The organism is Paractinoplanes brasiliensis (assembly GCF_004362215.1).
In the GTDB taxonomy this organism is placed as follows: Bacteria; Actinomycetota; Actinomycetes; order Mycobacteriales; family Micromonosporaceae; genus Actinoplanes; species Actinoplanes brasiliensis.
Map to the genome: position 1 here is coordinate 5,674,497 of NZ_SNWR01000001.1, position 19,375 is coordinate 5,693,871.

Annotated in this window: 20 protein-coding genes; 5 read left to right on the plus strand and 15 right to left on the minus strand. The window is 71.4% G+C overall.

Features of this window, described 5'->3' with window-relative positions; translation table 11 throughout:
- Nucleotides 1–3: 3 nt before the first annotated feature.
- Entirely contained in the window at nt 4–609 is a 606-nt protein-coding gene (locus C8E87_RS25700; RefSeq protein WP_133877086.1) for a hypothetical protein, read from the plus strand.
- Nucleotides 610–1,158: 549 nt separating this feature from the next.
- Here the strand turns inward: C8E87_RS25700 and C8E87_RS25705 are convergent.
- The 7 genes from C8E87_RS25705 to C8E87_RS25735 all read right to left on the minus strand — a co-directional run bounded on the left by C8E87_RS25705 (nt 1,159) and on the right by C8E87_RS25735 (nt 7,904).
- Nucleotides 1,159–1,797: a hypothetical protein gene (locus tag C8E87_RS25705; RefSeq protein WP_133875459.1), complete on the minus strand. Its 639-nt coding sequence runs from the start codon at nt 1,795–1,797 to the stop codon at nt 1,159–1,161.
- A complete protein-coding gene (locus C8E87_RS25710; protein ID WP_133875460.1) occupies nt 1,794–3,200 on the minus strand; it encodes a selenium-binding protein SBP56-related protein in 1,407 nt (468 codons plus the stop codon). Before C8E87_RS25710 ends, C8E87_RS25705 begins: the two co-directional genes overlap by 4 nt.
- 60 nt (nt 3,201–3,260) lie before the next feature.
- Nucleotides 3,261–5,330 carry a sensor histidine kinase gene (locus C8E87_RS25715; RefSeq protein WP_133875461.1) on the minus strand — a complete coding sequence of 690 codons (2,070 nt, stop codon included), beginning with the start codon at nt 5,328–5,330 and terminating at the stop codon, nt 3,261–3,263.
- Nucleotides 5,331–5,371: 41 nt separating this feature from the next.
- Nucleotides 5,372–5,995: a tRNA (guanosine(46)-N7)-methyltransferase TrmB gene (gene trmB, locus C8E87_RS25720; RefSeq protein ID WP_133877087.1), complete on the minus strand. Its 624-nt coding sequence runs from the start codon at nt 5,993–5,995 to the stop codon at nt 5,372–5,374.
- Nucleotides 5,996–6,058: 63 nt separating this feature from the next.
- Nucleotides 6,059–7,012: a TolB family protein gene (locus tag C8E87_RS25725; RefSeq protein WP_133875462.1), complete on the minus strand. Its 954-nt coding sequence runs from the start codon at nt 7,010–7,012 to the stop codon at nt 6,059–6,061.
- Between the two features lie 221 nt (nt 7,013–7,233).
- Nucleotides 7,234–7,635, minus strand: coding sequence for a type II toxin-antitoxin system VapC family toxin (locus C8E87_RS25730; RefSeq protein ID WP_133875463.1), 402 nt, complete (start codon nt 7,633–7,635; stop codon nt 7,234–7,236).
- Nucleotides 7,632–7,904 (minus strand): type II toxin-antitoxin system Phd/YefM family antitoxin, encoded by a 273-nt coding sequence (locus C8E87_RS25735; RefSeq protein WP_133875464.1) that lies wholly within the window; start codon nt 7,902–7,904, stop codon nt 7,632–7,634. The genes C8E87_RS25730 and C8E87_RS25735 overlap by 4 nt, the downstream gene beginning before the upstream one ends.
- Before the next feature lie 84 nt (nt 7,905–7,988).
- Between C8E87_RS25735 and C8E87_RS25740 the strand changes: the two genes are divergently transcribed.
- Nucleotides 7,989–8,504 (plus strand): pyridoxamine 5'-phosphate oxidase family protein, encoded by a 516-nt coding sequence (locus tag C8E87_RS25740; RefSeq protein ID WP_133875465.1) that lies wholly within the window; start codon nt 7,989–7,991, stop codon nt 8,502–8,504.
- A 137-nt stretch (nt 8,505–8,641) separates the two neighbouring features.
- The gene (locus C8E87_RS25745; protein ID WP_133875466.1) at nt 8,642–9,382 is read left to right on the plus strand and encodes an alpha/beta hydrolase; all 741 of its coding nucleotides are present in this window, start codon (nt 8,642–8,644) and stop codon (nt 9,380–9,382) included.
- 2 nt (nt 9,383–9,384) lie between these two features.
- On the opposite strand, the gene C8E87_RS25750 is transcribed toward C8E87_RS25745, so the two are convergent.
- Nucleotides 9,385–10,293, minus strand: coding sequence for a proteasome assembly chaperone family protein (locus tag C8E87_RS25750; protein ID WP_133875467.1), 909 nt, complete (start codon nt 10,291–10,293; stop codon nt 9,385–9,387).
- A gap of 565 nt (nt 10,294–10,858) precedes the next feature.
- On the opposite strand from C8E87_RS25750, the gene C8E87_RS25760 reads away from it, so the two are divergent.
- Nucleotides 10,859–11,578, plus strand: a complete 720-nt coding sequence (locus C8E87_RS25760) for an EcsC family protein (protein WP_239080016.1) — start codon at nt 10,859–10,861, stop codon at nt 11,576–11,578.
- 65 nt (nt 11,579–11,643) lie between these two features.
- Nucleotides 11,644–12,222 carry a fibronectin type III domain-containing protein gene (locus tag C8E87_RS25765; RefSeq protein WP_166661240.1) on the plus strand — a complete coding sequence of 193 codons (579 nt, stop codon included), beginning with the start codon at nt 11,644–11,646 and terminating at the stop codon, nt 12,220–12,222.
- Here the strand turns inward: C8E87_RS25765 and C8E87_RS25770 are convergent.
- From C8E87_RS25770 to C8E87_RS25800, 7 genes are all read right to left on the minus strand, one after another.
- Complete coding sequence (locus tag C8E87_RS25770) at nt 12,209–13,033, minus strand: NAD-dependent epimerase/dehydratase family protein (protein WP_239080015.1); 825 nt, start codon at nt 13,031–13,033, stop codon at nt 12,209–12,211. The two genes, C8E87_RS25765 and C8E87_RS25770, sit on opposite strands and share 14 nt — an antisense overlap.
- Nucleotides 13,030–14,103: a cytochrome P450 family protein gene (locus C8E87_RS25775; protein WP_133875471.1), complete on the minus strand. Its 1,074-nt coding sequence runs from the start codon at nt 14,101–14,103 to the stop codon at nt 13,030–13,032. Before C8E87_RS25775 ends, C8E87_RS25770 begins: the two co-directional genes overlap by 4 nt.
- A 23-nt stretch (nt 14,104–14,126) precedes the next feature.
- On the minus strand, nt 14,127–15,866 hold the full coding sequence (locus C8E87_RS25780) for a class I adenylate-forming enzyme family protein (RefSeq protein ID WP_243755160.1): 1,740 nt from the start codon (nt 15,864–15,866) through the stop codon (nt 14,127–14,129).
- Nucleotides 15,818–16,552: a glycosyltransferase family A protein gene (locus tag C8E87_RS25785; protein ID WP_133875472.1), complete on the minus strand. Its 735-nt coding sequence runs from the start codon at nt 16,550–16,552 to the stop codon at nt 15,818–15,820. The genes C8E87_RS25780 and C8E87_RS25785 overlap by 49 nt, the downstream gene beginning before the upstream one ends.
- The gene (locus C8E87_RS25790; protein ID WP_133875473.1) at nt 16,549–17,538 is read right to left on the minus strand and encodes a 3-oxoacyl-ACP synthase III family protein; all 990 of its coding nucleotides are present in this window, start codon (nt 17,536–17,538) and stop codon (nt 16,549–16,551) included. Before C8E87_RS25790 ends, C8E87_RS25785 begins: the two co-directional genes overlap by 4 nt.
- Before the next feature lie 71 nt (nt 17,539–17,609).
- Entirely contained in the window at nt 17,610–19,088 is a 1,479-nt protein-coding gene (locus C8E87_RS25795; protein WP_239080014.1) for a cation:proton antiporter domain-containing protein, read from the minus strand.
- Between the two features lie 14 nt (nt 19,089–19,102).
- Nucleotides 19,103–19,333, minus strand: a complete 231-nt coding sequence (locus C8E87_RS25800) for a cation:proton antiporter regulatory subunit (protein ID WP_133875474.1) — start codon at nt 19,331–19,333, stop codon at nt 19,103–19,105.
- Nucleotides 19,334–19,375: the final 42 nt, after the last annotated feature.

Below are 19,375 nucleotides of genomic sequence, written 5' to 3' on the forward strand. Positions count from 1 at the left end.
ACCATGCTCGGCTTCACCCGGTACGTGACTCGCACCGGCCCGGCCAAGGCCACGTTCGTCGGCGGGCTGCGCCGCGCGCGCGAGCGCCGTTCCGGCTTCAACCCGCACGGCCAGCTCGTCAAGGCGCTCAAGGCCGACATCGCTTTCCGCACCGGTGGCAGTTACCTGTCCGGCGTGGTCGACCTGGTGAAGGATCGGTGGAAGCCGCTCTACGAGTCGGTCAGCGCCGGCGCCAAGAGCTACCTGGCCTCCCTCGGCGACCCCGAGCAGGTCAGCCTGGCCCAGACCCGCGACGCGCTGGCCTCCGTGGGCCCGCTCGTCGTGAAGATCAACCCCCACTTCGGCCTCAAGTACGCCGACGGCCGTCGTGAGGCTGTCCGCCTGCACTTCGACGAGGCCCCGCCCACTCCCGAGCTGACCACGGCCATGCTCCACCTGATGGCCCGCCACATGGACCAGATCCTGCCCAACGCCGAACCGGTCCTGGTCGACCTCCGCCGCGGCGAGGTCCACCGCCTCGACCCCGCCACCAAGCCCACCGACATCGAAACCTGGCTGGCCGGCGAGGCGGCCGCCTTCACCGCCATGTGGAGCACCCCCGCCGCCTGACCCAGGGCCACCCGCGACCGCTCCGGCCGGCGCAATGCACGCGTCGGAGCGGTCGCACGTCTGACCCCGAAGCCCACCGGTGACCGCTCCGGCCGGCGCAATGCACGCGTTGCAGCGGTCGCACGTCTGACCCCGAAGCCCACCGGTGACCGCTCCGGCCGGCGCAATGCACGCGTTGCAGCGGTCGCACGTCTGACCCCAAAGCCCACCGGTGACCGCTCCGGCCGACCCGACTCGCGCGCCGGAGCGGTCGCACGAGGGATTGATCGCGTGCCGGTTGCGAGTTGTTTGCTGCTCCCGGCCGGCCGGGCGTCAGAGACCCGTCAAGCGGGCGACCGGCCCGCGCGGGCACGCGAGCGACTCGCACGGGAGGCGACCGACCGCGTACGAGCAGCTACAAGCGCTGTCTCTGCCCCGGCGTTCATCGGCAGGGCGAAGGACGACGAGTTCGACCTTCAACACGGTCGGCGCGGCGGCAGCTGGGTCGCGTCCGGTCAGGCGGTAGGGCCGTCAGGTGGTCGGGCGCGGCAGTAGCCGGGTCGCGTCCGGTCAGGCGGTCAGGGCGATCGTCAGAGCTCCCGCGCCCACCATCACGGCGGCCCACAAGCGGTCCATGTTGAACCAGGCCTTGCGCAGGATGGCGACTCCCACGAACTCGTAGACGAGCACCGCGCACAGGGCCATGGCGGCGAACATGGCGACCGTGTGCAGGCCGGCGGCCCCCAGCCCCGACAGGGCGGCCAACGGAGGGCCTGAGGCGGCGACATGTCCGGCGTGCGCGCCTGCAACCGGCGTCGCGGCCAGCACGGGCAGGAGCATGAGGCCGGCGCCGTGGGCTGAGGACATCAGAAAAGACCAGCCGGCCAACTGAGTCGACGACAACCGCATGCCGGCCCACCGGAAGTGACGCTCCGAGAGCAGCCGCCACAAGCCGAAGACCACCAGCACCGCCCCACCGGTGATGCCGACGATGTTCGCCGCCACCACCGACGAGGTGGCTGACACCACGGCGGCCACGATGGCGACCGAGGCGAGGTGGCCCAGGGCGATCGGCGGCAGCGACTTCAGCAGCACCGGCCGGGAGCGTTCCTGCATGGCCCGGGCCACGGCGAAAAGCCAGCCCATGGCCGGGTTGAGGCCGTGGAAGGCGCCCAATCCGGCCAGCGCGGCCAGCTGTCCCCAGGTCACGCGGACGGGAAGCAGTACGAGTCGGAACTGGCGTCGCCGCCCTGCAGGCGGGTCTGGTGGACGCGCAGTCCCCGGAACTCGTCGCCGTGCGGGAAGAACTTCGGGTCCAGCGTGAAATTGCCGGGGGTGACGTCGACCTTCGCGAGCCAGGCGCCCACGCCGTCGGGGTAGAACTGGTCGTCCCACGAGCCGTACAGGGAGTTGGTGACGTAGACGCGTTCGCCGTCGCGCGACACCTCGACCATCTGCGGGCCGCCGGCAAGCCGCTCGTCGGGGAACGACGGGTGGGGCGTACGGCGGACGATGCCGCCCAGGCGCACCGAGCCCACCTCGACCGGGTGGAACGGGTCGCTCACGTCGTACTGTTTGAGCTCCCCGGTGCCCCAGCAGGAGACGTACAGGAACTGGTCGTCCACCGACAGGTCGATGTCGGTGACCAGCGGCGGCACTGCCCCGAACGGTTGCAGCGCGGGCGGCAGGTCCTCGGTGTCGGCGGGCTCGGCGGGAATGTCGATCACCTTGGTGACCCCGAAGTCGCCGGTGGCGGAGCGGTGCCACACCCAGATCGACGCCGACAGGTCCTCCACGCTGACCACGACACCCACGAAGCCGTACTCGCGTGAAGGATCGTGAGCCGGCCGCAGCTCGAGGGTCATCTGGTACTGGTCGCCGAGGTCGACCGTCTGCGTCAGCGAGCGTTTGGCCAGGTCCCAGAAGTGCAGCCGGTGCCCGTACTCGCGGCCCAGCAGCAGCTCCGGCACGATCCCGTTCTCCACCATGTCGGGCGTGCCCCACTCGGACGTGACCAGCACGTCGCGGGTCAAATGCCACCAGAAGTCGTACGCGAGGAACTGGTCCCCGCGGTCCGCCTCCCATTTCCCCCGTACGTCGAAAGTGGTGTGATCAAGCACGGCGATGCCGCCCGGCCCTCCGCCGTCGGTCGCGTTGCCGAGGGCCGACACGTAGATGCCGTCGGGTCCGCAGTGGATCGTGTGCGGCCGGGAGTAGCCGGAGGCGCCGAACTCGTCGGGGGAGATCTCCTTGATGATCCGGGGCGCGCGCGGGTCGTCCTTGGTGTCGATCACGTAGATCCGCGACGACCGCAGGCCCGGCACGATCAGGTAGCGCCGTTCGACGTGCGGGTGCGGCGCTGCCGGGCAGAGCGCGCTGCTGCACGCGTTCCATCCGAAGTGGTGCAGCTCGTCGCCGGTGTGCGGCAGGTCGGTCCATCCCACCACCCGGCCGTACGTGTCCGAGGAGGGTTCGGTGTCGACGACAGCGATCGCGTCGGGCCGTTCGGCGGAACGGTCGAAGGCCGCCACGTACGCCAGCTGCTCGGCCGGGGCGCCCGCCGCGTCACGCGGGGTGGGATAGAACGTCGGGTCAGGGGTCCACCGGGTCATGCCGCTCATCCTCGCCCCGCCGACCCGCGCGTGACTAGGGTCACAGCTGTCAACAGGTTGTCAACGAGGCTCCAGCGGCAGCCGCACCAGCACGGTCGTGCCGGGGCCCTCGTGCTCCAGCAGCTCGATGCTGCCGTGATGCTTGCTGACCACCGCGCGGCTCAGCGTCATGCCCAGCCCGGTGCCCGGGATCGCGGAGTCCCGCGCCCGCGAGGTGCGGTAGAACCCGGTGAACAGTTTCTCCCGCTCGTCGGTGGACACACCCAGCCCGGTGTCGGAGACGGACAGCTCGGCGGCCCGGCCGGTGGCCCGCAGCGTCACGCCGATGCGCCCGCCGTCGGGGCTGTACTTGACCGCGTTGCCGAGCAGGTTGTCGACGACCTGACGCAGCCGCTTGCGGTCCCCCGGCAGCATCAGGCGTTCCGGCAACTCGTCGTCGATCACCAGGGGAGCGCCGACGACCGCCGCCCGCGCCTTCGCCAGCGAGTCGCGAACCACCTCGGCCAGGTCCATCGGCGCCAGCTGGACGTCGGCGTGACCGGTGTCCAGGGCCGACAGCTCCATCAGCTCGCTGATGATGTCGCGCAGCTGGTTGGTGTTGCGCTCGATCACCTCGAGCAGCCGGGGGCCGTCGGCGACCAGGCTCTTCTCGTCGGCCTCGCGCAGCAGCTCGGTGTACGCGCTGATCGACGTGAGCGGCGTACGCAGCTCGTGCCCGACCAGGGCCAGGTACTCGTTCTTGCTGCGGATCAACTGCCGCTGCAGGTCCTCGACCCGGTGCTTCTCGACGAACTGCCCGATGTGCGCGGCGATCCCGGACATCAAAGCCAGCAGCTCGTCCTCCGGGTCCTCGATCGAGTCGGCGAACACGGTCAGCACACCCAGGGTCTCAAAGCCTTCCCGTACGGGGACAGCCAGCGCTGTGTGCAGTTCACCCGCCTCGGCGGTCTCCGGTGAGATCAGGCTCTGCGGGCGTCCCACGTCCCGGATCCACAGCGGCTTGCCCACCTGCCACGCCCGTCCGGCCAGCCCCACCCCGTACGGCAGATCTGCGGGCACCTCGATGCCGGGCTGCGAGGCGGGCGCGCTCCACTGCGCCGCCGAACGCACCACACCCGCGGTCTCGTCCACCAGCCACAACTCGGCGTGCACCCACTCCAGGGTGCTGACCACGGCCTCGAGCACACGGGGTCCGGCCGCCTCGATGCTGGGCGCGTCGGCCAGCGCGGTGGTGACGGCCAGCTCGCAGGTGCGGAACCGCTCGACGCGCCGGCGGCGGGTCACGTCCTGCACCGCCTGCACCGCCCCCGCCATCCGTCCGCCGGGCCCGGTGATCGGGTGGGCGTCGACCAGGTAGTGTCGGCGCCGGTCGGGCCCGTTCAGCACCACCTCGCTGTCCACCAGGTGATCACCCCGCAGCGCCCGGAACAGGCCCAGGTCGTCGCGGCGCAGCGGGTTGCCCTCGGCGTCGGTCAGCCCTTCGAGCCAGCCCTCGCCGGGCAGCCCGGTCTCGCCCCAGAGCCGGCGCATCCGCTCGTTGACGAAGACGATCCGGCCCTGTTCGTCGCAGGCGGTCACCCCGTCGTGCAGGCTGTCGAGCACCGCGTCGAGGAAGCCGCGCTGCCGGGCCAGCTCGTAGCGGGCGAGTTGCTCGGTGAGCAGCAGACCGGCCACGTGCGCGGCCCTGGCCACCGACTCGACGGCTTCGGGCGTCCACTGCCGCGGCTCCAGGTCCGCGGCGCAGCACACGGCCAGGACAGCGCCGTTCTGATCGCGTACGGGATGACCCAGGTAGGCGCCCCGGTGGGGGCTCCGGGCCGAGAGGTCGTCGATGATCAGCGGGGCGTCGGACTCCAGCACGAGCGCGGCCAGCGTCCCCTTGACCGGCGCCTCGGGGCTGGCCCACTGCTCGGCCAGGCCGTAGCGGCCGTACAGCTGCAGGGTCTCGCCCCGCACGAGGTGGATCACGCCGACGGGCGCGTGCGCGGCCCGGGCCAGCAGGGCGGCCAGCTCGTCGGCGCCGGCGCCGTCCAGCGCGGCCGGATGCAACTCGGCCACCTCGTGCAACAGATTCTCGTCGAGGCCACCCGGCCATGCTTCGCGGTCGGGGTCATCGCGCCGCTTAGCCACCCGTCCAGACTATAAGGCGCGAAGTGCTTTAAAGCCCCAAATCAGCAGGTACGACGCCGGTAGCGCAGGTCGGTGATCGGCCGGCCGGCCCGTGTGCCGCGCAGCTCGAACTTCGTCTCCGGCCGCCCCGCGCGGTCCCGGTCGACCGGTTCGAGCCCGGGGTCGGCGTCCAGCGTCGCGGCCATCGCCTCGGCGTAATCGGGCCAGTCGGTCGCGCAGTGCAGAATCCCGCCCGCGCGCAGCCGCTCACGCAGCAGAGCCACGTTGCCCGGCTGGATCAGGCGGCGCTTGTGGTGACGCGCCTTCGGCCAGGGGTCCGGGAAGTAGACGTGGATCGCGTCCAGGCTGCCCGCCGCGAGCCGGTGCGCCAGCTGCATGGCGTCGCCGCGGGCCACCCGTACGTGGGAAAGGTCTTGATCTTGAATGAGGGCGAGCAGGTTGCCGATGCCGGGGGTGTGGACCTCGATGCCCAGGTAGTCGCGGCCCGGGTCGGCCCGCGCGGTCGCGGCCAGCGTGTCACCCATGCCGAAGCCGATCTCGAGCACCTTCGGGTTGTCCCGGCCGAACAGCTCGTCGAGATCGAGGGGCGAACGGTCGCCGTCCTCGATCAGCAGGCCGTGGGCCGGCCACAACGCGGTGTGGGCGTCGGCGTGCCGGGGGCCCATGCGGCCGCGGCGGGGATGGAACGTGCGGATCGGCGGATGGTTCACGCCCCCTTTCTAGCCTGCTCAGCGCCGCGGTTGCACACTGGGCTGCGACCCGTCACGGAACAGGGTGCGGGTGCCCTTGACCAGGTCGACGAGCACGAGCCACGAGCCGTTGCGGTGCTGACCGGTGACGACCGCGCTGGTGCTGGTGAGGTAGGCGAGCTCACGATCCTGGGCGCTGCCCACCGTTCGCTTGGCGCGGGTGCTCGTGTCGTACTCGACCACGTGCAGCGGCTGGTCGCCGGCCTTGGTCTCGCCCCGCTGATACGCGGTCCAGGCCAGCTTCGCCCCGTCGGCACGCCAGCTCGGCACCACGGCGAAACCACTGGTCTGCAGGCTGCCGCCACCGTACGCGGCCACGGTCTGCTCCCCGCCGGTCGCGATCGTCCCCACACTCAGGCAGGCGTCGTACACGGAGTCACAATCACCGCCCCGGAACGCGATCCGCGTGCCGTCGGGCGACCAGGCGACCGCGTCGTCGGTGCTGAGCCGTTCCCGCAACGACCCCGACCGCGCGGTGACCGGGGCCGGCTCGGCGGGCAGATCCTGCTCCCGGCAGTCACGGGGGAACAGGACCTCGGGCGTGGCCTTCCCCGCGACCGCGATCTTGTAGACGCCGGGGCCGCCCGTGCACGACAACGAGGCAAAGGCGATCCACTTCCCGTCCGGCGACCACGACGGGCCCGCCGCCGCGCGGGTGGTGAGGCGGCGCTGGCCGGTGCCGTCGGCCCTCATGACCCAGAGGTAGCCGGCTTTCAGAAACGCGATCGACTTACCGTCCGGCGACCAGCGGGGACGGGCGTGAGTGCCGCCGGTGGTGAGGCGTTTCTCGGTGGGACCGTTGCTGACATGGATGTCACCGTTGCGCACGTACGCGATGAGGCTGGGCGTCTTCGTCGTGGCGTTCGCGGCGGCCGGGTGCAGCATCGCCCCCACGATGACGGCCGCCAGAACCAAACCCCTGAACACCTTCATGACGTACGCCCCCCGACGCGCCGACCAGCATGTACATCGAGAGGATCGTCGCAACCGATCTGCACCTAAGCGATTCCCACGCGCAAAACCGGGAATTTCCCCCTTCCGATGAGCCGCCACCAGCCGAACGTCCAGTCAGCCGAGCCGGTACCCCCAGCCCACGCCGGTGCTTACCGGGTCACGGTTATCTACGCCGCGGCAGCTCCTTCGGCGGCGCCGAATCAACTCGGCGCCAGGACCTCGAGACCAACCCTCTCCGCCGCCTCTGCCAAACGCTTGTCGTAGGTCACGAATGCGCTGATCGGCTGGCCGCTGGCGACGAGAAACTCCGCGGTGGCCAGATGAATGGCATCCAGCGAACGGAGTCCGGGCTCGGCGTAGGCGCCGGCGGTCGCGCGGACCGCGGCATTGATCTCAACACGGTAGAGGCGAGCGAGCACTGCGGCGACGCCGCCAAGAACCCCGGGCGCGCTCCGGCGCAGGGCGCGTGGTAGCTCGACCTCGACCAACGCCGAGGCAACGACCCGTTCGGCGGGCCGGGATCCTAACCAGTCGATGAGGGCTTGCGACTCGGCTTCAGGCCGGACGAGCTTGACCAGCGCCGCGGTGTCCAAATAGATCACCAGCGTTCCTCATCACGCAGGGCAGAGATCAAATCGCCGGCCTCCTGGTCCGCCGGCTGTGCTCCGGTCGGCATGGCGAAAGGAAGTGTGACGGTCGGTGGCGTGAGCGCGCCGGTGCGGACGAGCTCCTCGAGGGGATCGACGTCGACCGGGACGATTCTGGCGATCGGGCGCCCACGATTGGTGATTTCCACAGTTTCGCCCTGCTCGACCCGCGCAAGCACGCCTGCGGTGTCTTGGTTGAGGCTGCGGATAGGAATGCGGTCCATGAATGAATTGTAGTACGGAATGTAGTACAGCGGGGCGGCGGTGGTTTGCCCGTACCCTCGCATGGCGGACAGAACGGAGATCGCATGGCGTTGACGAATCCCTGGCTGGCGGAGCCGATGCCGGGCGGGAAGCTGCCGCGGGAGCGGCTTGAGGAGCGGATTCTCAACCTGCTGTCGGCGCAGAACATGTGTGTGCTGGCCACTGCAGGGGAGGACGGGCCGCTGGCCACGCCGGTGCGGTACTACTCGCTGGGGTTTGCTGTCATGTTCACGGCGGCGCCCCGGTCGCCCAAGGTGCGGAACATCGAGGCCGACCCGAGGGTTTCGATCGGGGTGTTCGCGCCGCTCACGGGGCTGGCGAGCAGCCGTGGGGCGCAGATCTTCGGGGAGGCCCGGGTGCTGCCGCCGGAGCATCCCGAGCGGGAGCGCTACTGGGAGGCGTTCCGCTGGGAGAACGAGCATGCCGAGCGTGGACGTCCACTGACCGAGCCGCCCCGGGACACGCTGGTCGTCACCGAGGCCACGAGGATCGTTTACACCGAGCACTGGCTGCGCCGGGAGGGTTTCGCCGCGCGGCAGTTCTGGCGGAGGGGAACGTGACGATCCGTCCGCGTCGCGGAGTGGTCCACTCCGGACGGGCAGGCGGTCGAGCTGCGTCACTACGTCGGCGCCCGCGGCTTGGCGGGTGAATGCCGGATTGCCTGGCGGGGCGCTGGGCGAACCACGAGACTGGGGCGATGGCCCTGATCCGCGTTGACTTCTCGTCCGAGGCGCTTGAGCTCAGCACGTCGATGACCGTGGTGCTGCCGGACGAGGGTGACATGCCGCCGCCTGTGCTCTACCTGCTGCACGGGCTCACCGACGACCACACCGCGTGGACCAGGTACACCTCGGTCGAGCGCTACGCCTACGACCACAACATGGCCGTGGTCATGCCGCAGGTGCATCGCAGCTTCTACGCCGACGAGGCGTACGGGATGAGGTTCTGGACCTTCCTCTCCGACGAGCTTCCCCGGCTGGTGCACCGGTTCTTCCGCGTCAGCGACAGACCCGAGCAGACGTACGTGGCGGGGTTGTCGATGGGTGGCTACGGCGCTTTCAAATGGGCGTTGCGGCACCCCGAACGGTTCGCCGCAGCGGTCAGCCTCTCGGGGGCGCTGGACCTGTCGTGGCTGCAGAAGCACGACGATCGGCCGCACATCCGCGAGGTGATGGAACGCGTCTTCGGCGACCGGGACGTGACCGGCACCGACGACGACCTGTTCCACCTGATCGGGACCGCGGGCAAGACCCGGCTGCCGCGCCTCATGTTGCGCTGCGGCACCGGCGATCACCTGTTCGCGCAGAACGAACGCTTCGTACAGGCCTGTGCCCGCGCCGGCATCCCGCTGGACAGCGAGTTCGAGCCGGGCGGGCACGAGTGGTCGTTCTGGGACAGGCACATACCGCGTGCCCTGGACTTCATGGTGAAGAGCTAGAGCTATTCGTTCTCGCGGCGCTGCTGCTCCGCCAGGAACCGTTCGAGTTCGGCGCCCAGCTCGTCCGCAGTGGGCAGCGGCCGGTCGTTGTCGGCGAGCAGGTTGCCCTCGCGGCCGCGCAGGAAGGCGTCGTACTGCGCCTCGAGCGAGGACACCAGGCGACCGGCCTGCTCGTCGTCGGCGACCTGCTTGTCCACGTCCTCCCGGACGACCTTGGCCGCCTCACGCAGCTCACCGGTCGGCAGGGCCAGGCCCGTGGTGGCCGACACCGAGTCGAGCAGCAGCTCGGCCGCGGCCGGATAGGTCGTCTGGGCCAAATAGTGCGGCACGTGCGCGGCGAAGCCCATGGCGTCGTGGCCGTTCTCGCCCAGCCGGAACTCGAGCAGGTTGCCGACGCTCGCGGGCACCTGCACCTTCTGCAGCCAGGGCTCGCGATCGCCGAGCAGCGCCTTGTCGGTGGCGTGGGCGGTGACGCTGACCGGGCGGGTGTGCGGCACGGCCATCGGAATGGCGTTGAGGCCCACGGTCAGGCGGACGGCGAAGCGGTCGACCAGGCCCGTGACGGCGGCGATGAAACGCTCCCACTGCAGGTCGGGCTCGGGGCCGGCGAGCAGCAGGAACGGGGTGCCGAGCTGGTCGCGGACCAGGTGCAGGGCGAGGCTGGGCTGCTCGTAGCTGACCCAGTGATCCTCGTCGAAGATCATCGGAGGGCGGCGGGAGCGGTAGTCGAGCAGCTGGTCGAGGTCGAACGTCGCGACGACCTGGCTGTCGAGCCGGTCCAGCAGGTTCTCGCGTGCCAGCTGGATCGCCGAGCCCGCGTCGACAAAACCGGTGAGGGCCTGGACCAGCACCGGCTCGTCCAGCTCCGGCAGGTCGTCGGCCAGCTCGTAGAGCTCGTCGGGTTCGAGCACGTCGAGGACCTCCTGTGTTCCGTTGAGGGGCAAAACCTGCGAACAACCAGTCCCGGGGATTAATTCCGGGCACTCGTCGATCTTGCCAACTCGCCCTCGGAGAGTCGCGAGCGGACCTCTGCCGGCGGCAGAGGCCGGGAGAAGTGGTACCCCTGTGCCAAACGGTATCCCAGCGCGTAAAGAGTGCCGGCCTGCTCGGCGGTCTCGACGCCCTCAGCCTTCAGGCCCAGGGGTGACGATCTCGTGCAGGGTGGGGCCGGCTGTACGCACGCAGCCACCGTGACCAGCGGCAGGACGATGCCGGGGAGCGGCCCCAGCCAGGGTTGAACCGCTGATGAGGGGCGTTGACGGCGTGGAGCACGATGGCAGAGAGCAGCATGACGGCGCCCGCCACCAGCAGCGGGGTAGGGCGCGGCCGGGCCACCGGGCGTTCGCTCGTCACGCTCCGGGTAATCGGTAAGACAGATCTCAGCTTGGGCACTACGGGGGCGAAACCCTCGCGTGCACGTGCATGTGCACGGCACAATGGATCAGGAACGTTCCCTTCCCCCCTCGGAGCGATCTGGTGACCGACTCAGCACACTTGTCCGACACGATCACCGACAACGAGACAGCCGCGCCTCCCGGTTCCCTCTGGCAGCGGATGAAGGCCGACCCGCAGTACGCGCCGGAACACCTCGCGCTCGAAGCCGTACGGCGTCTCGGCCCCGAGGCCGCGGCCTGGGCCGAGCGGGCACGGGCCGAACACCCCGGACACACTCCCGAGCAGCTGGCCGACCTGGCGATCAAGCGTTTCACCAACCTGGCCCGCATCTCGGGCGCCGTCTCCGGGGCCACCGGCCTGCCCGGCGCGGTGCTCGACGTGGGCGTGCTGGCCTGGAACCAGGCCCGCATGGTGCTGCACATCGCGGCCGCCTACGGGCACGACCCGTCCGCTTCCGAGCGGGCGACCGACCTGCTGGTGCTCCAGCGCGTGCACAAAGCGGCCCAGACGGCCCGCCTCGCGCTCGGGGTCGCGGCCGGTCGCGAACGCGCCGAGCACCTGTTCGCCGGGGCGGAGAACCGTCCGCTGAGCGGCGTGATGGTCCGCCTCGGGGTCAAGCTCGCCCAGATGGCCGGCGTCCGAGCCGCCAGGCGCATGTTCGCCAAGGTGATCCCCGGCGCGTCGATAGTGCTGGGCACCTGGGCGAACTCGACCGCCACGAAGGAACTGGCCCGCCGCACCCGCGAGACGTTCAAGCGGTCGCCCGCCGAGCCCGAGAGGTCGCTGAGCCCTCGCCGGTGAGCGCTAAGGGATCCGCCGGCATGACCGAACGGATTCTGTGAAGCGCTGGACGGAAGGGGTTGTTCGTGGGTCGACGTTGGCTGGGACTTCTCGTGCTCGCGCCGTTCGTGCTGAGCGGATGCGGCAGCGACGGCGCCTCGACGAAGGAGGCCGAGGAAGCAGCCGGCAAGTCGTGGCTCGTCGTCGCGAACGGCAGCGCCACGCCGTCGGCCGTGCCGAGCCGGGCCGCGGGCACGCCGACGCCGTTCCCGAGCGGTTTCCTGCCGCTGCCGACGAACACCCCGGCCCCGAAGCCGACCGGCAGCTACTCCTGCCCGCCGGTGAAGAGCCAGATCATCAACGGCGCCGACGCCTCCGCGGGCGACACCAGCGGCACCGTCACCTGGTACGACCCGGCCACGGCGGACCTGGTCGAATACCGCATCACCGCGATCAGTCAGGACCCGCGGCTCGGCGAGCAGCGCGACGTCGGCTGGACTATCGTCACGCCCGGCGCCACCTGCGGGTACAGGACGGCCACGATCGTCGGGCTCGACCGCGACACCCGCTACGTGTTCTCGGTCGACGCGGTCACCAGCCGTGCCGACAGCGACGCGACCTACGCCAAGACCGTGGCCCGTTCCCGGGTGGTCAAGACGTCCTGAGCGCGGCCACCGGGCTCCAGCCCCGCGACAGCGCCTTGCCGATGTCGAGCACCAGCCCGTCGGTGACCTGATCGATCGCGTACGGGGTGAGGTTCGGGGAAACCACGGCGGCGACCCGGGCCAGCGCGATCGGCACGTGCCGTACCGGCACCCCCAGCACCGCCGTGATCGCGGCATCCCGTGAATAGGGCCGCGCGTCGGCGATGTTGTACGCCCCGGCCGGCCACGTCACAGCGGCGAGGCACGCCGAGGCCAGGTTCTCCACCGCCGTCAGGCTGAGGGGCACATCCGGCCCGGGCAGCCAGGCCCTGTTTCCCCGTACGGTCCGGCGGAGCCGTGGCAGCAGGTGCGGGTCGCCGTCGCCGTAAACCGCCCGGGGACGCAGCACGACCTTGTCCGCGCCCAGCGCCAGCTTCTCCCCGGCCGCTTTCGTCCACCCGTACGGGGTCCTCTGGTTGCCGGTCGGGTGATCCTCGCGGACCGGGCCGTCGTAGGGGCCCGGCCGATAGACGCTGGCACTGCTGACCCAGACGACCGGGCGCCCGCCGGCGGCCTCGAGCAGTCGCCGGGTGCCGTCGACGTTGACGGCCGCGAACGCCTCGGAGGGCCCGCTGTCGCCCACCGCCGCCGCCAGATGGATGACGACGTCGGCGCCGGCCAGATCCGGGGTGGCCGAGGTGGCGTCCCAGAAGACGTGCCGGCCGACCGGGCCGGGCCGCCGGCCGAGACAGACGACGTCGGCTTCTTGGGCCGCAAGCCTGGCCACCGCGCCGCCGCAGAATCCGCTCGCACCCGTGATCGCGACCCTCACGAAGTGCCCTTGATCCGTAGCGTTCGCCATCCCGGCAGGGCGGCCCGGCGGTCGGCGCGCGCCCGGGTGACCACCGGCCGACACGGCGCCAGGGCCTGCAGGAAGTCGGTCAGCTGGGCGCGGGCCAGAGCCGCCCCGGGGCAGGCGTGCGCTCCGGTGCCGAAGACCAATTGAGCCGTACGGGGTGAGGCCGGCTCGACCGGGTCGGGATCGCGCCGGTGCGACCCGGCGGCGTGCCGGGCGATCAGCAGCAGCCGATCGCCGGGGCGGATGGGGCAGCCCTCGACCTCGGCTTCGGCGGCCGCAACGCGGGGGAGCAGGGGCGTGGGGGCGGTGACACGCAGCAGCTCGTCGGTGAGGGCCGGGTTGCCCGCATGATCCCAGAGGCCGTCGTCACAGGCCCAGGCAGCGGCCCGGGGGAGCGCCGCCACGGTCGTATTGATCGCGGCGACGGCCAGCATCGACCGCAGGCCCGCCTCGTCGGAGCCGGTGGGCGCTACCAGGTCGACAAGCTGCGCGGCCGCGGTGGCCGCTGAGCGTTCGGCACGCCACCGGCCGGGCCCTGGAAGGTGGGCGCGGGCCGCGCGAGAGGCTGCGAGCCGGGCCGCAGAGGCCAGCTCGACCGGGTCCACGTCGAGGTGCAGCAGCTCGGCAGCCGTTGCTCCCGCGATCTCGGCCGCCAGCGGCACCAGGTCGACCTCGCCGCCGGTGGCCAGCGCCGGGAGGCGGTCGTCGAGCAGCTTCATCCAGACGGGACGCAGCCTCGCCACCCCTGCGGAGCCCAGCATGGCCGCTGTGTCGCGCCGGGCGCCGCGGTGGTCGTCGCCCTGCTGGTCGAAGAGCGCCCCCGATCCGGCCAGCTCTCCGGCTGCGCCTCCGGTCGTTCCCGCCGCAGTGCGGTCGAGCGGCACCCGGGCCAGCGTCGTGCGGAAAGCCTCCGTGCCGTGTACCAGGACCGTGCCGCCGAGCCGCAGCACGGGCCGGCCGCGGGTCGCCGCGAGCAGGGCGAACAGCAAAGGGTGGCTGCTCAGGTAGACCCGCCTGTCCCGCCGGCGCGCTCGACCGCTCACGGCCGGCCGATCCGCCGCCGCGCTCACGGCAGGTCCGTTTTGTCGGTGGTGGCGTGTGGAGCAGCCGCCGCCTCCCCCTCCCGGCCAGGGTGGGCCGTCACCCTACCGCGCTGCGGCGGTGGAAGCAGGCGCCCTGTGGACGGGTCCGTTTTGTCGGTCGTGGCGTGTGGAGCAGCCGCCACCTCCCCCTCCCGGCCAGGGTGGGCCGTCACCCTACCCCGTTGCCGAAGCGCGCCCAGGCCCCCTGTGGACAGCCGAGCGACCGGCCCCGACCCTGTGGACAGCCGAGCCACCCGCCCCGCTCCCGTGACCAAGCGGGCGGCCAACTCCGAAGCCGCCGCACGATCCGGCTTCCGCGACCGCCCCGCCACCGGCACCGGCCCGAACACCACGGAGTCCGGCCGAGCCGACCCCATTCGCTCAAGAGGCCCCCGCAACGCCGCCCGCACGTCGTCCTCCGACCGGCCCTCCGCGGTTTGCACGAGCGCCACCACCCGCTCGTCGCCGTCCTCGGCGGGCACCCCCACCAGCAGCGCCAACTCCACGCCCGGCACGTGCAGCGACGGCTCGTAGAGCCCCGGATAGATGTTCTCGGCCCGGCGCAGGATCATGTCCTTGGCCCGGCCGCCGAGCACCACCGTGCGCCCGGAGACCCGTCCGATGTCCCCGGTCGCCACCCACGAGAACGGTTCCGAACCCAGGTAGCGGTGCGCCGCCGTGGGCCCGGCCAGCAGCAGCTGCCCGTCGTCGTCGACCCGGCCGGAGACCCCGGGCAGCAGCTCACCCACCAGATCACCGGAGCCGGAGTAAGCAGTCTTGGCCGCCGACTCGACGGCAGCGGCGGGGAAGACCTCGGTCAGCGCGTACACACCCCACGCCTCGCGCGCCCCGGCCCGGCGTACGGCTGAAAGCAGTGACGCGCTCACGGGCGCGGAGCCGCTGTAGACGCGCGCGCCGTCGAAGCGACTCCCGGCGGCGAGGGCGGCTCGGACCTGGGGTGGCGTCAGGTAGACGGCCTGTGGCTGGAGGCGGCGCAGGTTGCGCCTCGTCGGCGGGGCCACCGGGGCGCCGCCGGCCAGGGACGGCAGCAGGACGAAGAACGTGCCGCCGAGGACCGGCGCTCCGGGGACGGGGCGTACGAGGTCGCGCACCGCGGTCATGCCGGCCGATATCGAGGCGCGGGTGTGCACAACAGCGCGCGGCCGGCTCGTGGTTCCCGAGGTGAACACGACCACGGCGTCGCCGTCACCCTCGTACGGGGTGGGAAACGCACCCGGGGCGGGGCGCAGGGACGGCGCGGCACGGGGAAGCCGGCGGCCGATCGTCCGCACGGGAGCGATCGTGTTCAGCGAGGGCAACGCGAGATGCGCCCGCCGGGCCAGGGGCGCCGCCCAGCCGGCCACCGCTTGCGCCGCGGAGTCGGCCAGCACCAGGCGCGGCTCGGCCAGGGCGAGGCGGGCGCGTACCACGTCGGGGCCGGCGGTCGGGTCGACCACGGCGACGCGCATGCCGAGGTGGTACGCGGCGAGCAGGGTGGCGAGCGAGCGGGCGCCGGGGCGGACGGCCAGCGCCACGGTGTCGCCGGCGCCGAGCCCTTCGGCGGCCAGGGCGACGGCATACCCCCGTACGAGCCGGGCCAGCTCGCCGCGACGGACGCCGGGCAGGGCGGGCCGGTCGTCGTCCTCGCGCAGCCCGGCGATGAACTCGGCCAGCATCAGCGGGGGTCCGCCGTACGCGTGCCGCTGCCCTTGTCGAGGTACCACTTGGCGGTGCCCAGAACCCCGTACGCCTTGATCCGGCGTGTCGAGTTGGCCACCACCATGTGCCGGCTGTGCACGATGGCCGGGCTGGTGCGGCGTACGCGGTTGAGGAACGTACGGTCGGTGGGGGAGGGTCGCCGGGGCATGCCGCCGCACGCTTCGTACAGCTCGGCCGTGATCGCCATGTTGTTGCCCGCGTGCATGCGGTAGGGCGCCTTGAACTCGGGGCCGCGGTGGGCGGGGCGGATCCGGCCGAAGCTCGCCGCCAGCACCACCAACGTACGGAAGAACGCTCTTCCGGCGAAACCGTGCTCGTCGTGCCGGGCGGTGATCCGTCCGCAGGCCAGGCCCCGGCTTTCGGTCAGGGCCGCGCGGGCGGCGGCGACCCACCCGGGGGCGGGCAGACAGTCGGCATCCGTACGGGCCAGGAACTGCGCGCCGGCGGCGATGGCGTGCCGGAACCCCGTGTCGACCGCGCACCCCACCCCCTTCTCACGCTCGATCACCACGTACGTGGGGAACGGGCCTCGGAAATCGCTGGCGATCTCGGCTGTCTCGTCGGTCGAGTTGTTGTCGACCACCAGCAGCGTGAAGTCGGTGTCGGTCTGGGCGGCGAGCGCGTCGAGGGTGGCGCCGATCCGGGCGGCCTCGTTGTAGGCGGGCACGATCACCCACAGCGGCGTGCTCACGAGACCTCCCAGACCATCGTCATCAGGCTCACGCCGCCGCCGAGGCCGATCATCAGCACCCTGTCGCCGGCGCGCAGTTCCCCCCGTACGCGTCCCAGCTGCACCCCGATCGAGGCCGAGGCCATGTTGCCCAGCTCGTCGACCGTGACCTCGAGCTTGTCGCGCGGGACGCCCGTGACCGCCACGAACCGTTCGAGGTAGGGCAGCGTCACCTGATGCACCAGCACCCTGGCGTAGTCGTCCCAACCCCAGCCCGTACGGTCGGCGACCCGCTCGATCAGGCCGGCGCCGATGCGTTCGAACACCGTACGCAGTTTGGCGCCGTCGCCGGTGAAGTACGTGTGCTCGACGCTGCGCGGGTGCCGGGAGCCGCCGCCGAAGATGCCGCCGGCCTCCCAGTGCTCGGAGTGCGTCTCGGTGTCGACGTCGAGGATGCCGCCGCTGCCGACCGGCTCGACCAGCACGGCCGCTCCCGCGTCGCCGAACGTGTAACCGGCGAACGCCGTACGGGCCTGGGAGAGCCCTTGCAGGCGGGGACGCATCGCCCTCGTCGGCGTCTCGCCGGTGACGACCAGGGCCTTGCGGGCACGGCCGGCCAGGATCATCGAGCGGGCCAGGTCGATGCCGTTGAGGAAGCTGTTGCAGGCGTTGGTGACGTCGAGCGCGTGCCCTCGGCTGCCCAGCGCCGCCTGCACGATGTGCGCGGTGGCAGGCTCGGTCATGTCGCGGGTGGCGCTGGCGAACAGCAGCAGGTCGACGTCGAGCGGGTCGGCGCCGGTCTCGGCCAGCACCTTGGTCGCGGCGTCCACGGCCAGGTCGGAGGCGTATTCGTGGTCGGCCGCGACGTGCCGGCGGACGATGCCGGTGGTGCGGCGGAACAGCCCGGCCGGCACGGGCAGGCCGTCCGCGACCCGTTGCTGCAGGTCGTCGGTCAGCTCCGTCCGGGCCGGCAGGGCGTACGCGACCCCGGTGATCCCTACGTTCATGCGTGTCAGCCTTCCGTGCCGGGCAGTGCGGACACGTGAGTAGGAGCGCTCAGATTTCAGTGAGTACGCGGTCAGGAACGGCTGGAGCCGGTTGGTTCGCGCACCAGGGACTGGTCCTCGTAGCAGTACTGCCAGCCGTCGCCCTCCTGCAGCGAACGGATCAGCGGGTGCCGGCTCTCCTCGTAGTGCGCCGTCGCGTGCTTGTTCTTCGAGTCGTCGCAGCAACCGACCGCGCCGCAGATCAGGCACATGCGCAGCTGCACCCAGGTGTCGCCCAGATCGACGCACTCGGCGCACTCGTCGATGTCGGTCTCGGTGATCTGGATGCGGTCGAGGTGCGTGCACGCGGTGCTGATCGTCTCCTCCCGCACGTAGCGCCAGCGGTCGTGCAGCACGCGGTCGGGGATGATCCGGGCCAGGTACTTCGAGTTCGCCGCGAAGATCGGCGCCAGAACCGCGAGGATGAGGACGTAGAGCGCGATGAACGGGCCGACCCGCTCGTCGAGCCCGGCGCCGAGCGCCAGCGTGGCCAGGATCAGCGAGAACTCGCCCCGGCCGAGCACGGTCAGGCCGACGTTGGCCGCGCCGCGTTGGTTGAGCCCGAACAACCGGGCCGTGATCAGGCCGGCGGTGACGTTGGTGACGATCGTGATGCCGACGGCGGCCAGCACCGGCCAGAGGACCGAGCCGATCGCGCCGACGTCGATGCTCAGGCCGAACGCGATGAAGAAGATCGCGGCGAACACGTCGCGCAGCGGCACGGTGATGCGTTCGGCCCTTTCCCGGACCGAGGTGCGCGCGATCACCAGGCCGATCATCAGCGCGCCGATCGCGTCCGAGACGCCGATCTCGGCGGACAGGCCGGCCACCAGCACGACCAGGCCGACCATGATGATCGCGACCAGTTCGTCCTCGCGGCTGTCGAGCACCCGGCCGATCCAGCGGGCGCCCCAGCGGGCCACCGCGAACAGCGCCACGAGGTAGGCGAAGCTGAGGCCGATGTTGAGGATCAGCTCGCCGGCCGAGCCCGCGCCCTCCAGGATCGGGCTGAGCAGGGCCAGATAGAACGCGAGGAACAGGTCCTCGATGACGATGATGCCCAGGATGACCGGGGTCTCGGCGTTGGCCAGCCGGCGCATCTCGATGAGCAGCTTGGTGGCGATCGCCGACGACGAGATGCCGACCGCGCCGGCGATCACGAACGCCTCGGACGTGCCCCAGCCCAGGGCGAAGCCCAGCCCGAGGCCGGCGCTGATGTTGAGGCCGATGTACGCACCGGCCGCCCAGAACAGCCGTTTGCCGCTGCCCAGCACCTGTTCGACCGGGAACTCCAGGCCCAGGTGGAACAGCAGGATGACCAGCCCGAACATGGCCAGCATGTCGAGGTCGGCGGGGTGCTCGAAGGCGACCGGGCCGGCCGTGCTGGGGCCGAGCAGGATGCCCGCCAGCATGAAGAAGGGCACGGTGGGCAGGCTCAGGCGCCGCCCGAAACGGGCGAGCAGGCCGGCCACCAGGATCAGGGCGCCCAGCCCGATGAGGTTCGCGTGCACGTGTTCCGTTCCGCTCAGTCCGTGAAGAAGGTGCCGGCCAGGACGGCGCCGATCTTGCGGGCCTGCTCCTCGGTCAGCTCGACCACCGCGGCCGGCTCGTCACTGCGCGACGTGAACACGTACAGGTGGCGCTTGCCGTCACGCGACACCACGATCGACACGCGCTCGCCGTCGGACGAGCGGAGGTCGACGTCGTAACGGGTGCCGAGCCCCGGAAGCTCCTGGATGTGAACGCCTTTGCCCATAACCGCAGATCCTAGGGGCACCCGAGGGCCGCTGACCAGGCG

What these genes read in the sequence shown, in the direction of transcription:
- C8E87_RS25700 (WP_133877086.1), top strand. Translation starts at nt 4, where the DNA reads ATGCTCGGCTTCACCCGGTACGTGACTCGCACCGGCCCGGCCAAGGCC.
- C8E87_RS25710 (WP_133875460.1), bottom strand. Translation starts at nt 3,200, where the DNA reads ATGACCCGGTGGACCCCTGACCCGACGTTCTATCCCACCCCGCGTGAC.
- trmB (WP_133877087.1), bottom strand. Translation starts at nt 5,995, where the DNA reads ATGGGCCCCCGGCACGCCGACGCCCACACCGCGTTGTGGCCGGCCCAC.
- C8E87_RS25725 (WP_133875462.1), bottom strand. Translation starts at nt 7,012, where the DNA reads ATGAAGGTGTTCAGGGGTTTGGTTCTGGCGGCCGTCATCGTGGGGGCG.
- C8E87_RS25735 (WP_133875464.1), bottom strand. Translation starts at nt 7,904, where the DNA reads ATGGACCGCATTCCTATCCGCAGCCTCAACCAAGACACCGCAGGCGTG.
- C8E87_RS25740 (WP_133875465.1), top strand. Translation starts at nt 7,989, where the DNA reads ATGGCGTTGACGAATCCCTGGCTGGCGGAGCCGATGCCGGGCGGGAAG.
- C8E87_RS25745 (WP_133875466.1), top strand. Translation starts at nt 8,642, where the DNA reads ATGGCCCTGATCCGCGTTGACTTCTCGTCCGAGGCGCTTGAGCTCAGC.
- C8E87_RS25790 (WP_133875473.1), bottom strand. Translation starts at nt 17,538, where the DNA reads ATGAACGTAGGGATCACCGGGGTCGCGTACGCCCTGCCGGCCCGGACG.
- C8E87_RS25800 (WP_133875474.1), bottom strand. Translation starts at nt 19,333, where the DNA reads ATGGGCAAAGGCGTTCACATCCAGGAGCTTCCGGGGCTCGGCACCCGT.